This is a genomic window from Saccharobesus litoralis (genome assembly GCF_003063625.1).
Lineage (GTDB): Bacteria > Pseudomonadota > Gammaproteobacteria > Enterobacterales > Alteromonadaceae > Saccharobesus > Saccharobesus litoralis.
Genome location: NZ_CP026604.1, coordinates 5335438 through 5349967 on the forward strand (window position 1 = coordinate 5335438; position 14530 = coordinate 5349967).

Consider the following 14530-nt stretch of genomic DNA (forward strand, 5'->3'; position numbering starts at 1 on the left):
ATTTATAAGGACTCTGTAGTATCATCCGAATAGATAACCATGACAGCCCCATTCTCGCGTTCCACAATTTTACCCACTTGAACAGGCGTTCCGTTATCGACGGTATAAGTCATTTTACCTAGCACTTTTTGGTTACCTTCCATACCAAAATCAGCAAACTCAACACTAACACCACTATCGTTCACCAAATGCAGCTTTTCATTGCCTTCAACTTCAAAATTGTTGCTATCGGCTTTTAAGGTAAAACTGCGACGAGTTTCATCACCCAAGCGATAAGACATGTCTAAATCTAATACGCCTGCTTCAAATGCAGCGCGCTGACCAGATAAAGTCAAATCAATATCATAATCGCCAAACGTAAAGCCTAAGCTAGCTAACGCAGAGAATTGCAGATAGTTATCTTCATTTTCTAGCGGCGTGTGGAAATCAGGCTCAGTCACAATGCCTGAGAAGGTTTGGATAGAACCTGCAACTAATGTATTGATTTCAGCTGGATTAAATTCAACATTTATCAAGCCCTCACCATCCAAGTATACATATAAGTCGCCAATGGCTTGTAAGCGGGTTTTATGGAAATCCAAGGCGCTAGTAAATTGCGATACATCACGACCGAAATAATAATGGCCTAGCGTATTCTCAATAGCTCGCGAGCTATCTTCGCCAAAAGAAACAGATGAAAAAAAGTAATTATCAAAATCGACTACATTACCATTCATATCTATAACTTGTCCTTGCTCATTGACATGCCCTCCATAAACTGTGGCGGCTTCCCATTTATCTATTTGACCATTTTCAAACTCATCAACAGGTACAATATAATAAACTTCTGAAAAGCTATGCTCACTGCCGTCGTCATACCTATCATTTGAAGTTCTTTCAAAGGTATACGTTTTGGCATTAAGCGTTGGATGTTGCTCAGTAAACATGATTAAACGGTTGGCCGTTTCCTGCCCCCATTCAAATTCGATCAGTTCGTTATATTCATAGCTAGATTGATCGCCGGTACCCGCTGCAAATGTCCGGGTAACCTTTCGTCCATTAACATATTCAGCAGTGACTTGGTTTGCATCATCTGCTACCGTCATGGTCACAGCGTTTTCAACAATAGGTTTAACTACAACGGCATCTAATTTAACACTTGAACCCGACTTTAGTGCTAGATAGTCGTCTCTGGTAAATTTAACCACCGCGTCCCCCTTGTCTTTAATCGACCACACCCCTGAGCTAAAACTGAAAACATTGGTTTCTTCAAAACCAGAAAATAACTCAACACCTGATGTTACACGCAAAGGCGATGTATCATATGGCAAATTAGGCAACACTCTTTCTCGTTGATGAATATAATTAAAGTCACTCGGTTCAAACGAGGTAAATAGCGGTAAATCAGCTTTTTTAACCAAATTACCTTCGTTGTTTATTAATCGTCCTTGTTCGTTAAAGCTCCCTGATTCTGCCAACCTAAGCTCAAAATAATCAGTAACCAAATCAGAATCGACATCAATCGGTGTCAACCAAGTACTTACCACTTCACAAATATCTGACGACGCCGCCATAGCGGGTGCATCAAAAACAGCGGAACAATTTTCATGCGTATAGATAATTTCGGGATAATCTAACCCTACGTCCGACGTGCTTGACGCCATAAAACCATCATTAAATGGTTCATTGTCACCTTCGGTAATTGCACTGTATTCATAACGCCAATTGCCTTGTGCACCACCTAAGGTAAAGTTTTCACTATACGTGCTCACCCCTTCCACAAGGTCATAGGCATTGTTTTCGATTATCGTTAATTGATTGCCATTATCAGAAACGGTAACAGTTAAAAACTCAGGTAAAAGCTCACCGACTAATGTGCCATTATATTCAGGTACTGTATGCCCTGACGCATTTGCCATTTGTACAACAAGCGTCGCATTGATCTCATCACCACTGCCAGAACCAAAAGCACCGCTCAATGAGGCTAATTGAGGTAACGGGAAATACGAACGTTCTAAAGCCCTTCCATAGCCAGCCCACCCAGTATAGTAATCCCTAATTTCGCTCAGCTCTACTGTAGCTAAATTAATAGTCAAATCACCGTTAAAATATAGAGGGTTAGTCACTTCCGTTGATTGAACTTGCGCAATTTCAACGTCTAAGCTGAGCTTGCCACCTGTTGGTGCCGCTTGAATGAGATCAAGTTCTAAATCTTCACGAGTTGTCGGTAAATCCCAGTTAAGTTGCGCCTTACTACCATTCGCAATTTTTAAACTAACATCAGCGCCAGTAATTTCTCCCGATAAATTAAAGGCGATACTCATATTGTCATCAGCAATATCAATAGATGCTGCCAATTTAACAACTTGGCCATCTGTTGAGGTCGCGTTCACCTCAAATAAAGTATCAGTCTCGCTATAACTCACCGTACCACTAAAGCCTGCAGGCAAGTTTAGTGTTTCATTAGCTATGGGGAGTGATTTAGTTCCCGCCTCAACAGCAAGGCCAATATTATTTAACTCATCAACCACGGCAGTTAACAATGTCAGTGGATCGCTACCGTCCGCTTTAGTCTCTAGCAACAGAGCTGCGTCATCCACTAAATTACCAAAACCTTCAATGTTATTAACTAACTCTGTATGCTCGACACTAAAAGTTTCATTGCCTAAACTATCTGTATCTGTTGGTAACCCCAGTAAATTAGCAAACACTCGAACGTCTTCTACCATGGCTTTGGCATATTCAACAGGCGTTAATGTAACAGGTTCACTATCTTGTTTGGGCTGAACAAAACCATCACTATCAGCCTCTTTTTTCGCATCGATTTTATCTTTTTCTAAGTTAACAACTTCATTACCTAAGGTACCGTTATCAACCAAGGATTTATCAAGTGAATCATCACCTTGAATGTCGACAGAAACTTTTTGTGCCGTTTCTTGAGCAGCACTAAAGACATCCGTTAAAGCTAACTCAAACCCAGGTTCCGCGTCATCTTGCTCAACCAAAATAGCACCGCCGTTAGCAACTAAGTCATCAACGATCGTTTTCATTTTAGTGCTTAGAATATCAGTCGCGTCAGCTTCACCTTTAAATATAGCTGATGCAATCCCCGCGTTAATCAAGCCGTAACGTAATTCATCGACATTATCTTCTTTAGATGTTTCTTCTGCGCTCTCAACGGCCGTAGGTTCTAAAGTGGTAATATCACCCTTAATATCAAAAGCTTTGGCAATTATATTTGATTGTTCTGCAATGGTTTGTTTACTGATCTGCCCTTGCTTTTCTACGAGTGCTGTTGCCATATGGGTAAGTACTGAAAGGTTTACAGTTACTTCGGCATTTTCCTCTACCGAAGTAATGGCAGACAAACTAAAGTTAGGGTTAGTTGATGTTAAATTGAGTTTTGCACCATAGGGCGTTGCACCACAACCCAATGGCGCGTCACATAGCATAGTTGTTGGGCTGTTAACATCTGTGCTCACTATCGCTTCAACTTTAACGGGTCCCTCATAATTTAATACCGTGATCTTATATTTGCCTTTATCATCGGTCTTTAATATCGAATCTGCACTTAAATCCGCATCAGTCAGTAATACCGGTGTGCCATCAACATATTTATAAGCTTTTAATTGAGCATTAGCTAAGGTGCCTTTCGTTGTTTTGCCCACTAAAGTAACTTTAGCTGGCGTGGTAGTTGGCCCGCCTGTTCCGTTATCAGTGCCTGAATCAGAATCTCCACCGCCACCACAGGCAACTAATGTAGAAGAAATCGCTAGCGCTAATATAGACTTATTTAAATTCATAAATATTCCCTTTAATCTCAATCAATTATCAAAAAAATGTTTAAAAATGAATGGTAAGCATTTACAAGATCATGACTAGCCCATGCTCTAAAGTAAGACTAATAAAAACAACAAAAAAAAATTTAGATAGGTAACAATGATGGGCTATTCAAGCAAGCGTCCATTAAATTAAAGCTATCCATACTTAAAAACCAAGCTAGGCAAAGAAAATGCGTTCTTTATCAAGACATTACATTAGTATGCAAAAATCTGAAAGATCAAAACACTATTAGTGCGAAACTTTAGGCTATCGTAAAAAACTAAAGTTTGTGAGCAAGTCGACTCATGGCTCTAGTCGGGTAGTTCGTAAACACACCGTCTACTCCCAGTTTTGCCATACTCTCAATATCATCTAGCTCATTAGCGGTATAAACCAAGACTTTGAGTCCTCGTTGATGAGCGTCATCAACCATAGCTTGATTTATAAAGTCGATGTCACAATTCACTGAGAATGCCTGTAACTCTTGAGCAAAATGCGCGTAATGCAAAGGAATACATGAGGTTAATGCACCAATCAACGTTTGTGGGCGTTGTTGTTTTGCTGCATGCAAAATATGGTGGTTGAATGAAGAAAGAATAAGTTGTTGATCACTAAAGCCTAAGCTTTGCACAGCATAATCCATTTCAGCTAAAACTAAGCGCTCTGTTAGCCAAGATTTAACCTCAATATTGACCATACAACGGCCTTTTACACAGGTTAACACTTCACGCAGGGTGGGTATTTTTTCACCAAGCCCAGCATCCAAGCTCCGTAGGTGGGCAAAGCTATGTTGATGAATAATACCCTGACCATTAGTGGTCGAGTTTAACCATCGGTTGTGAATGACAATTAATTGCCCGTCACATTCATGGACATCGATCTCTATGCCATCACATTGCATATCCATGGCTAACGAAATCGCTTTTAACGTATTTTCGGGGGCATGACCACTAGCCCCTCGATGAGCAAATATCCACATATTTAACCTCAACACTAGATAATAAATCCGTTTCTGGAGGCTCTTTGAACCAAGCTCTTGTAAAAAATTGGGCGTTAAGTTTACTTGCAATAGGCTAGCTATTGACGCGTAAACTTGCCTTGCCCTCCATGGATGGAGGGTAAGGAGATAATGCATGGAGCAATTATCTTTGTTCTTGGCCCAAATTTCTCTCCAGAAATATAAAATAACTATTGTTAATTATAAAAACTCGTTAACTAACTGAAACTAATGCTAAAAAATTAAAATGTTCGCAATTCTTAACCAGAGTTGAGGTTAATTAACTCTGTTTGCGCCCTAGGGATAAGGTTTCCATAATGGCTGCAGATAACACTATCAAACCACCTACAACGGTTTGTACATTAGGCATTTCATGCAAAATCAATAATGCCAGTATAGCGCCATATACAGGTGATAAACAGGCAATTAAACTCATGCTCTTGGCCTGCAACGTTCTAAGACCTGAAACAATAAGCACGTGCGGTAAAGCAGTAAATGCGGTTCCCAATAATAAAAACAACAACAATGTAGAAATAGAGATTTGATGAAACGCATCATACCCCCAAGGCATTAGCAAGATGGCAATCACCAATGCCTGAATACTCATGTTTTTTGTCGCTGAATAGTGAGTAAACGCATATTTATTAAGAATATTACGTAATGTAAAAAACACCGCTGACAATACCCCTAACAAAATACCAAGGGTGTACTGACTCTCAAGGCTAAATTCCGGAACCATTAACAGCACACCCGTAAAAACAAATACCGCTAAAACAATATCTTTTAACGCGGGCATGCGCTTATCAAGCAAGGGTTCCAAAAATACGGTGAGCACGGGAAAGGTATACAAAGCGATCATGCCAACGGCAACGGTCGAATATTGCATTGCGTAAAAATAAGTCACCCAATGCGATGCCATTAAAACACCAAGCAAAAAACCTACTGCATAATCTCTATGGTTTAATAGCCTAAGCTTGTTTCCTTTTAGCTTAACCACCAAAACTAATAGCAAACAAGCTATAACGGCACGACCGGCTGATATAGCGGTTGCATTCATTGGTATCAATTTGCTGAAAAGAGCCGTACCAGCAAGTAATAATACGGCTAAATGGGTTTGGAGTAGGGCTACTTTGTGGTTAGGTTGCACGTTCACCTTGTCATACTATTAACAGTAACAAACAAAAAATTAGGCATTTTCTGTAAGGCTACCAATACGAGCTCCCATGCGGACAACGGATTCTGCTTGGTAATTTTCGTCAAATGCCACAGCATTTTTCGGCATTAGCATAATCACAGTCGACCCTAGTTTAAACAAGCCCATCTCTTGTCCTTTATCTAACGTGATAGCCTTATCGCCTTTGTAATGCCAAGTAAAAGTATTTTTACCGGTCGGCGGTGTTACCTGCCCTGCCCATACGGTTTCAATTGCCGCAACAATCGTTGCACCAACCAATACCATAACCATTTCACCAAAAGCCGTATCAAAATGACAAACTAGGCGCTCGTTGCGGGCAAATAAACCTGGTACATGGCGCGTAGTGGCTGGGTTAACCGAAAATAATTTACCTGGCACATAGGTCATTTTAGTTAATGTTCCTGTGACTGGCATATGAATACGATGATAATCACGCGGTGACAAATAAATAGTGGTAAATTTTCCGCCTTCAAAAGGTTCGGCTAATAGCGGATCGCCACCTAGCAAGGTTGCCACACTATAATTATGGCCTTTTGCTTGCACTATGGTGCCCGACTCAACATCACCTTGCTGACTAACCGCACCATCAACAGGACTAACAAAGCTTTTAGGGTCCAGATCTAAAGGGCGCGCTTCCGCCTTTAACGTGCGCGTAAAGAAGTCGTTAAAACTTTTATAAGCGGTAAACTCGCCCCGCTCAGCTTCTTCTAATGTGATGCCAAATGAACTGGCAAAGGTATTAATAAAAGTTTGACTAATAAAACGATTATTTGATGCGGCTAACCAGCCAACCAAGCGTGATAAACCATGCTGGGGGAAACAATACTGCAACGCGACCTTAAATTTTTCAGCAGACACCGGAAAACTTTCCTTCTTCATTATTATCAATAATTACCCGAAACCGCTAAAATCGGTTGGGCTTATCTTCTTGATTTGATTCTATAATTTTAAAATAATGCGCTAAGCGTGAAGGCAAAATATGCCCCGACTCAACGGCAGCTATAATACCGCACTTTGGCGTATTTTGATGCGAGCAATCTCGAAATTTACAAGTTTTATACTGCGAAAACTCGATAAAACCATCAAAAATCTCCTCTTGACTTAAATGCCACAAAGAAAATTCGCGTACCCCAGGCGAGTCAATTAAATACCCTCCACAAGGTAAATTGTATAAACGAGACACGGTTGTCGTATGCTGACCCAAGCCAGACACATCCGACACTTCATTGACCTGTGTTTGCACATCAGGCAGCAAATAATTAACCAAAGAAGATTTACCGACCCCAGATTGCCCAACAACAATAGAAACATTGTCTGCCAGCATAGTGTTAAACTTATCTAAACCTATGCTTTGTTTAACACTCACTAAATGAACGTCATAACCCAAGTTTTCATAATAAGCCATGGTTTTATGCAGCTCGTTTAACTCGTCATCCGAGAGCAGTTCGACTTTATTAATAGCAATCACAGGTCTGGCTCCCATATTTTCGACCGCCACCAAATAACGATCTAAAATTTGCAGGGACAGTTCAGGTTTAATAGCCGAAACAATCACGACTTGGTCAATATTGGCTGCTACCGGTTTTAGGCCATCATAAAAGTCCGGCCGACTCAAAACGGTAGATCTCGGCTGCACAGCCTCAATAACCCCGTCTTTATCAGACTGGCTTTCTTCTGCTGGACGCCATACTACCTTATCGCCAGATACTAAAGAATCAATCGTTCGACGAATATCACACCGTTTGATAACACCAGAGCTGTCTTGAATATCCGCGTGCTGACCAAACCGACTGACCACAATACCAGCCTCGGTTGCACCCAGCGCCGAGTCATCTAATTGATTTGTTTCCGCCTTTTTCTCAAGTTTTCGACTATGATTAGCTTTAAGGCGTCTTATTTGTTGTTGGTTGAGCTTTTTTTTCTTTGCCACTATACGATTTTTAATAAATAATTTAAGATGTTATAAACTGATGAAAGCAAACATAGCTTGCTTGTTCTCCTTATATCTTACAGTGACTTTTTGTAATGTTAAGGACGGATTGCCGTATAAGGTCTCACATATATGTCATTTAGCGAAAATAATCTGGTCTGGCTAGACTTAGAGATGACCGGATTGGATCCGGAAACCGATAAAGTTCTGGAAATTGCAACCATAGTAACCGACAGCGAACTTAATATAATTGCTGAAGGACCTGTGTTTGCCATTCATCAACCAGATGAAATACTCGACAACATGGATGAATGGTGCGTAACGCAGCATGGTAAGTCTGGTTTAACTGAACGCTGTCGCCAAAGTGACGTCGACGAGTTACAAGCGCAATTAAAAACCATTGATTTTCTCAAACAATATGTTCCGGCTGGTAAATCACCGATGTGTGGCAATAGCATAGGTCAGGATCGCCGTTTTATGTTTGTGCACATGCCTGTGTTAGAAGAATTCTTCCACTATCGTAATTTGGATGTCAGTACAGTTAAAGAGTTAGCTCGTCGCTGGCGCCCTGAATTGGTATCGGATTACCGTAAAAAAGGCGTGCACTTAGCGCTTGACGATATTTACGAATCCATTGAAGAATTAGCCCGCTACAAAGAAAAGTTTTTCAATATTTAAAAAAAGGCTTGCATTCGAATTTAATCTGTATAGAATGCGCCAGCACTTGAGCGGTACACATCGCTTAAGTGCTTGAATCCTTTCAGGATGCGGCTGTAGCTCAGTTGGTAGAGCACAACCTTGCCAAGGTTGGGGTCACGAGTTCGAGTCTCGTTAGCCGCTCCAAATTCTCTTTTATCTTTTTTACTTTCCTAACTAGTCCCCTAAATCAAAAGCCTTGAACGGTTGAATTTATAACCACTTGCTAAACGATAGGGTCAATTTTACATCAACAAACCTTGTGCCAGCCGAAATAAATTCGGCCCTACAATGGAACGAGGCTTTTAATACGACGCACAGGATTTTGTTGTTTTACTTTTGGGTCAGCAAGGTTTGCAGGCACTGCAAGCATAAAAACTCACCAACAAAAACGAGATATTTTACAACGGTTATATTCCACAAAATAATTTGCCTAATCTCAATCATCAATCGAGCATAGGGGCTATCTTAGCTACAGATTAAAAAAATTTAGACTAGCCGATGAGCATATCAAAAGGTAATATCAAAACCTGATTTCACCTTCACAATAAAAGGATTTATGCATGCGAATTACGCGTATCTTCACTGTTTTTTTGGCATTAATCAGTATGAGTGTTTTAGCTCAGTCACCTAAGCATTTGCCACTTGAAGCCTATGGAACCTTGCCAGAAGTCAGTATGGTAAGAATTTCACCTAGCGGAAAACGAGTCGCTATGAGGTATACAAAAGATGATAAAGATTTACTGTTCGTACGCGAAGTTGCCTCAGGAAAAACCATTAGCGGTGTCAACTTATCTGGCATAACCGCAGAAGATGCCTACTTTATCGATGAAACACGCATCATAATTCGAGCATCTGAATATCGTGCTATTTTCGGTTATCAAGGTAAGCATGATGTCAGTACCGCCTTTGTGTTTGATGCCGATACAAAAAAAATGCGTCAACTGCTTATCCCTGGCTATGGCATCTATCGCGGGCAAACGGGATTAGGCAGCATAGTCGGCTTATCACCCGACAAAGAGTACGCCTATATGCCAGCTTATCTAGGTGACGATAACCGTATGCATGAGGTACCTAAAATGACCCTCACGCGTGTCACCCTAAACAAAAAACGCAAACCAAGAGCCATAAAAAAGGGAACCGCAGATGCCATTGATTTCTTTGTTGATGAAAAGGGCGAAATTCTAGTCCGCGAAAGATTCAATAACGAAAAAAACCTACACCGTATTCAACGCTATGATGATGGAGAATGGGTAGATATATTTTCTGAAACAACACCATACCGAACTAAAGGCTTTGTCGGCTTAACTCCTGATAGGCAATCGCTTGTGATGATCGCCAACGGCCAAAATGGTCGCGATGCTTACTACACCATGGCAATTAAAGATGGCAGCATAACAGGGCCTTTATTTTCGCGAGAAGATGCCGACGTTGAACGTGTACTCACTGACATCCAGCGCATTGTATATGGAGTGCAATACTCGGGCTTCAAACCTACTTATGCTTTCTTCGATAAAAAACTAGAAAAAGTCTTTACCGCTATTCAACAAGCCATGCCAGACAATAGTTTTAGAATTGATGACTATACGCCTGATTGGCAGCAAATTTTATTCTACATGGAAGGTGAATCATCTTCAGGTGATTACTTCTTGTTTACCAACAATGATTTTGTACATGTCGCTAGTGCTAGACCTCAAGTAGACGCCAGCTTTGTTAACCCTGTTTTGATTACTGAATATAAAGCGCGTGACGGTTTAACTATTCCCGCTTTAGTAACAACACCAAAGGTTGCGCAAGGCAAACCAAGTCAATTACCCGCTATTATGTTCCCACATGGTGGCCCTGAGTCTTACGATAAATATGGTTTTCACTGGCTTGCTCAATACTTTGCAAACCGCGGTTTTGTTGTGATCCAACCGCAATTTAGAGGCTCTGAAGGGTTTGGCGCCGAGCATGTGTTAAAAGGTCGTGGCGAATGGGGTAAAAAAATGCAGGATGACCTTACAGACGGCGTAAACCACTTAGCACAGCAAGGCATGATAGATCCTGATCGAGTCTGTATTGTGGGGATCAGTTATGGCGGTTATGCGGCATTAGCAGGTGCAACGTTTACCCCTGAGGTATACAAATGTGTTGTATCTATTAACGGTGTCAGCGATGTTGAAGAAATGATCGACGACGAAAAACGAGAGTACGGCTCAGATCACTGGGTGGTGGCTTATTGGAAAGATGTCATTGATAAGCAAAAATTAGGTGACGATTTCCTAGAATCTATTTCGCCAATCAATCACGTGAAAAAAGTCAAAGCTCCTATTTTATTAGTTCATGGTGAAGATGACTCAGTCGTCCCTTTTGAACAATCAGACGACATGTATGATGAACTAGATGATGAAGATAAAGAGGTAACTTTCGTTGAATTAGAAGATGAAGGACACTCTCTGCTAAAAAACAAAACACGTTTACAAACATTAAAGGCTATCGATAAATTTATTCACAAACACATCTAACCTTAGATGCATTTAGCTATCATCCAACAATAGGGTGATAGCTACAATTAATTCCCCCTTCCAATCATCAAACACCGATTTTGGCTCACACCTTTGCACTTGCACTCCTTGTTACATCTAAATATAGTTATATTTAAAAGGGGATAAACAAAACCGACACTATGAATTTTCAAAACTACGAGATTGTATTAAATAATAACAACCCACAATTTGATGTAAAAACGGCTATTTCGTTAGCCGTTTTGTGTGAGCTTGCCTACAGCGATAACGAAACCATTGTTAATACTTGCCAAAATTGGGGATACGCAAATAGCAGTATGATCTCGGTAACGAAAGGCAGTGATATAGACACACAAGCCTTTGTTATGGCTAATGAACAAAATTTAGTTATTGCCTTTAGAGGAACATCAGATATAGCTGACTGGAAAACCAACATTCGTGCAGAACGACAGCCAGGGCCTTTATTTGACACACTTGCCCATGTCGGATTTCAGGAAGCACTATATCCAGCTGTACTTCCCTTAATAAATGCAGTAAATCAACACCGAACTCAACAGCAAAATATATGGATTACCGGCCATAGTCTAGGCGGGGCATTATGCTCTTTGTTTGCCGGCATGCTGATTGAAAACAGCATACCGGTCACAGCAATATACACATTCGCTAGTCCAAGACCTGCCGACAAAGCGTTTGCCAATCAACTTAATGCAGCATTAAACACATGCCATTTTAGAGTAGCTAATCAAGAAGATTTAATCCCTCACCTTCCCCCGGAGCCTTTATTTGCTCATTCCGGACAACGCGTCATTTTAAAGCCCGAGCAACAAGTTTGCCATGAACATGACTCTTGGCTATTAAGCCAAGTTGATGCAATTAAACATTTTGCCGATGATATAAGCTCGGCGGACAGTTTGGTTGACTTTCATGTGCTAAACGGCGGGCCACAAAGTTATATACCCAGATTAAAAAACCTGTTGAACAACTAAACACAAGCTAATCAAGCGAGAAGCCTTCCAATTTTAACCAAGCTAACGCCTGCTGCTTGTGATTAAACTGCTCTCGTTTATACCCAGCAGCGCAAGGTGTCATTAATTTAATTTGATAGTTGGCGATCTCAGAATCGCCAACGATATAAGCTTCTCGATTCAGTCCACCTTCCAGTAATACAGAAGCATTTTTTATCACCGCATTCTGCAACTCCAGTGTTCCAGGGTACCATTGAGTTACATCTACGACAGTCGCCCAACTTTGCCCTAATATAGGAGCAACTAAACTGGTTATATCTTCAAACATGGTTAGAACAGCATCGCTACTCACATGCCCTTTGATGTAAATAAAAAGAATATTCTTTTCTAACTTTAACTTATAGGGCTGCTCATTAACCGCCAACTGTAAATTATTCAGGTTTAAATAGCTTAACAAGTCGTCAATCGCCAAGGGTTTAGAAAACAAATAGCCTTGAAAATAGTCAACGCCATTTTGGCGCAACCATTCCAGTTGAGGCGAAACCTCTACCCCTTCCGCAACTAATTGCAAATTCATACCTTTTGCTAAGCCAATAATCGAATTAACAATACATTGATCATCATAAGAATCTGGCAAGCCATCGACAAAGGTTTTATCTATTTTAATTTTGCTAACCGGTAGATGTTTTAAACGTGATAACGAAGAGTACCCTGTACCAAAATCATCAATAGATAATTTTACACCTAGGTTAGATAATGCCTCTAACTGATTGCGGACAATATCCGAGTCTTGACTAATTAACTCTTCAACAATTTCTAACTCCAAACCACATGCTGGTACATGATACTGATTTAATAAAGCGAGTATTTCATTAGCTAAATTAACATCATATAACTGCTCTGAGGCCAAATTGACAGAAATCCATTGAATAGTGGTAGCCTGTTCAGTTAAGCGTTGATAATCACGACAAGCGGCTTCAAGCATCACAGAGCCTAGGCGGTTCATTAACCCGAGCTTAGAAATTAAAGGCAAAAATTTAAAGGGAGGCACCATGCCCTGAGTAGGGTGCTGCCAACGAACTAGTGCCTCTACACCTTTTACCGTCCCTGTTTCACTACAAATAATAGGTTGGTAAAATGGGATAAATTGGCGCTTGTCAAAAGCGCTCAATATTTCTTTTTCAATGTTTTGATCTTCCAATAAGGCTTCTAGCCACGACTGAGAAAACAATTGATATCCACCGCGCTCAATTTCTTTAGCGCGTTTTAACGCAATTTCAGCCGCCCGAATCGGATCAATTAACTCATCGCCATTAATGTCAGATGCAATACCAATTGTACAACTGATATCAAATTGCTGCTGCTTATCCAAATATATGGGTTGCTGTAATTCTTTTTGGATGGCCTCAACCACTTTATTTAAGTCACCGGGATAGAGCATAACCGGCATCCACAGAGCAAAAGTATCGCCATGAATACGAGAAAGCGCACAATCATATGCTTTGGCTATTTTATTGAATTTTTCGCCAATCGCTTTCAATATTGTGTCAGCCGTAGCCGCACCATACAAATCGTTAACTTGAGTAAAATAGTCGATACCAATCACGTACAAACTACTAAAACAATTGCGCCGCTGGGTGCGACTGATATCACGTGTAATACGCTGTTGAAAAAACTGACGACTTTCTAATCCCGTTAGCACATCAAATTTTTCTAGCATCTCGACTTGTTGATGAGCTTTTAGCCATGCCTCATGCTCGTTCATCAATGAAATGGCATCAGCTACCGAGGCTGCAAAAGATAATTCAGCAATATCCCAGTGGCGGATAGAGCCAACATGCTCAAGACACAGCACCCCTTTAAACACCCCATTTGTAAAAATGGGCGCATCTAGCATGGCTTTTATATTTAATGGTATTAAATAGCTTTCAGTGAATTCTTTAGTGCGGGTATCCGTTTGCGCATCAAAAGCATCTATTAATTTTGTCTGCTCTATGGCATTAAAGTAGCTTGGGTGATCTTCTTTATAAAGGATCAAATCACTTTGGTACTCTGTAGTTGACTTAATAAATAACAATTCACAGCAAATGGCTTGGTTATCTTCCGTTAAATTCCAAACACTCACCCGTTCAACATCAAGCTGATTGGCGCATAGTTTCAATAAGTTACGTAATTTCAGGCGACGCTCTTTTTGCGCATAACTGGTTTCGCGCGTTAAAGATATAATACCGCTATGTAAATGTTTAAATTTATGATTAAGATCCATAACCTACAACTAGCACAAAATCTTTTGCTAAATTATCAGCTTAGTTCATATTTCTAAAAATATTAGATCTGACTTCAACCTTTTCAGTGGCCAATAGCATTTATTGTTAAACCATCATCATGCCCTAGAGCTTTCAGCAATTTTTCATGACAATGACAAAGCCAGTAAAATCT

Annotated in this window: 9 protein-coding genes and 1 tRNA gene; 4 read left to right on the forward strand and 6 right to left on the reverse strand. The window is 40.4% G+C overall.

Features of this window, described 5'->3' with window-relative positions; genetic code table 11:
- Window positions 1-2: 2 nt before the first annotated feature.
- The 5 genes from C2869_RS20360 to rsgA form a co-directional block, all read right to left on the reverse strand.
- On the reverse strand, window positions 3-3782 hold the full coding sequence (locus C2869_RS20360; RefSeq protein WP_108604658.1) for a hypothetical protein: 3780 nt from the start codon (window positions 3780-3782) through the stop codon (window positions 3-5).
- A 299-nt stretch (window positions 3783-4081) separates the two neighbouring features.
- Window positions 4082-4780: a glycerophosphodiester phosphodiesterase gene (locus C2869_RS20365; protein ID WP_108604659.1), complete on the reverse strand. Its 699-nt coding sequence runs from the start codon at window positions 4778-4780 to the stop codon at window positions 4082-4084.
- Window positions 4781-5078: 298 nt separating this feature from the next.
- Window positions 5079-5951: a DMT family transporter gene (locus C2869_RS20370; protein ID WP_408011874.1), complete on the reverse strand. Its 873-nt coding sequence runs from the start codon at window positions 5949-5951 to the stop codon at window positions 5079-5081.
- A gap of 33 nt (window positions 5952-5984) precedes the next feature.
- Complete coding sequence (gene asd, locus C2869_RS20375) at window positions 5985-6851, reverse strand: archaetidylserine decarboxylase (RefSeq protein WP_228710714.1); 867 nt, start codon at window positions 6849-6851, stop codon at window positions 5985-5987.
- A gap of 46 nt (window positions 6852-6897) precedes the next feature.
- A complete protein-coding gene (gene rsgA, locus C2869_RS20380; protein ID WP_108604661.1) occupies window positions 6898-7923 on the reverse strand; it encodes a small ribosomal subunit biogenesis GTPase RsgA in 1026 nt (341 codons plus the stop codon).
- A gap of 132 nt (window positions 7924-8055) precedes the next feature.
- Here rsgA and orn point away from each other — a divergent pair, with 132 nt between their 5' ends.
- From orn to C2869_RS20400, 4 genes are all read left to right on the forward strand, one after another.
- Window positions 8056-8601, forward strand: coding sequence for an oligoribonuclease (gene orn / locus C2869_RS20385; protein ID WP_108604662.1), 546 nt, complete (start codon window positions 8056-8058; stop codon window positions 8599-8601).
- An 89-nt stretch (window positions 8602-8690) separates the two neighbouring features.
- Window positions 8691-8766: transfer RNA gene (locus tag C2869_RS20390), tRNA-Gly, on the forward strand.
- Between the two features lie 416 nt (window positions 8767-9182).
- Window positions 9183-11126, forward strand: a complete 1944-nt coding sequence (locus C2869_RS20395; protein ID WP_108604663.1) for an alpha/beta hydrolase family protein — start codon at window positions 9183-9185, stop codon at window positions 11124-11126.
- Window positions 11127-11287: 161 nt separating this feature from the next.
- Complete coding sequence (locus C2869_RS20400) at window positions 11288-12112, forward strand: lipase family protein (protein ID WP_108604664.1); 825 nt, start codon at window positions 11288-11290, stop codon at window positions 12110-12112.
- 7 nt (window positions 12113-12119) lie between these two features.
- On the opposite strand, the gene C2869_RS20405 is transcribed toward C2869_RS20400, so the two are convergent.
- The gene (locus tag C2869_RS20405; RefSeq protein WP_108604665.1) at window positions 12120-14357 is read right to left on the reverse strand and encodes a sensor domain-containing phosphodiesterase; all 2238 of its coding nucleotides are present in this window, start codon (window positions 14355-14357) and stop codon (window positions 12120-12122) included.
- Window positions 14358-14530 lie beyond the last annotated feature (173 nt).

Coding starts and splice junctions, on each gene's coding strand:
- C2869_RS20360 (WP_108604658.1), bottom strand. CDS start 3,782: ATGAATTTAAATAAGTCTATATTAGCGCTAGCGATTTCTTCTACATTA.
- C2869_RS20365 (WP_108604659.1), bottom strand. CDS start 4,780: ATGTGGATATTTGCTCATCGAGGGGCTAGTGGTCATGCCCCCGAAAAT.
- orn (WP_108604662.1), top strand. CDS start 8,056: ATGTCATTTAGCGAAAATAATCTGGTCTGGCTAGACTTAGAGATGACC.
- C2869_RS20395 (WP_108604663.1), top strand. CDS start 9,183: ATGCGAATTACGCGTATCTTCACTGTTTTTTTGGCATTAATCAGTATG.
- C2869_RS20400 (WP_108604664.1), top strand. CDS start 11,288: ATGAATTTTCAAAACTACGAGATTGTATTAAATAATAACAACCCACAA.
- C2869_RS20405 (WP_108604665.1), bottom strand. CDS start 14,357: ATGGATCTTAATCATAAATTTAAACATTTACATAGCGGTATTATATCT.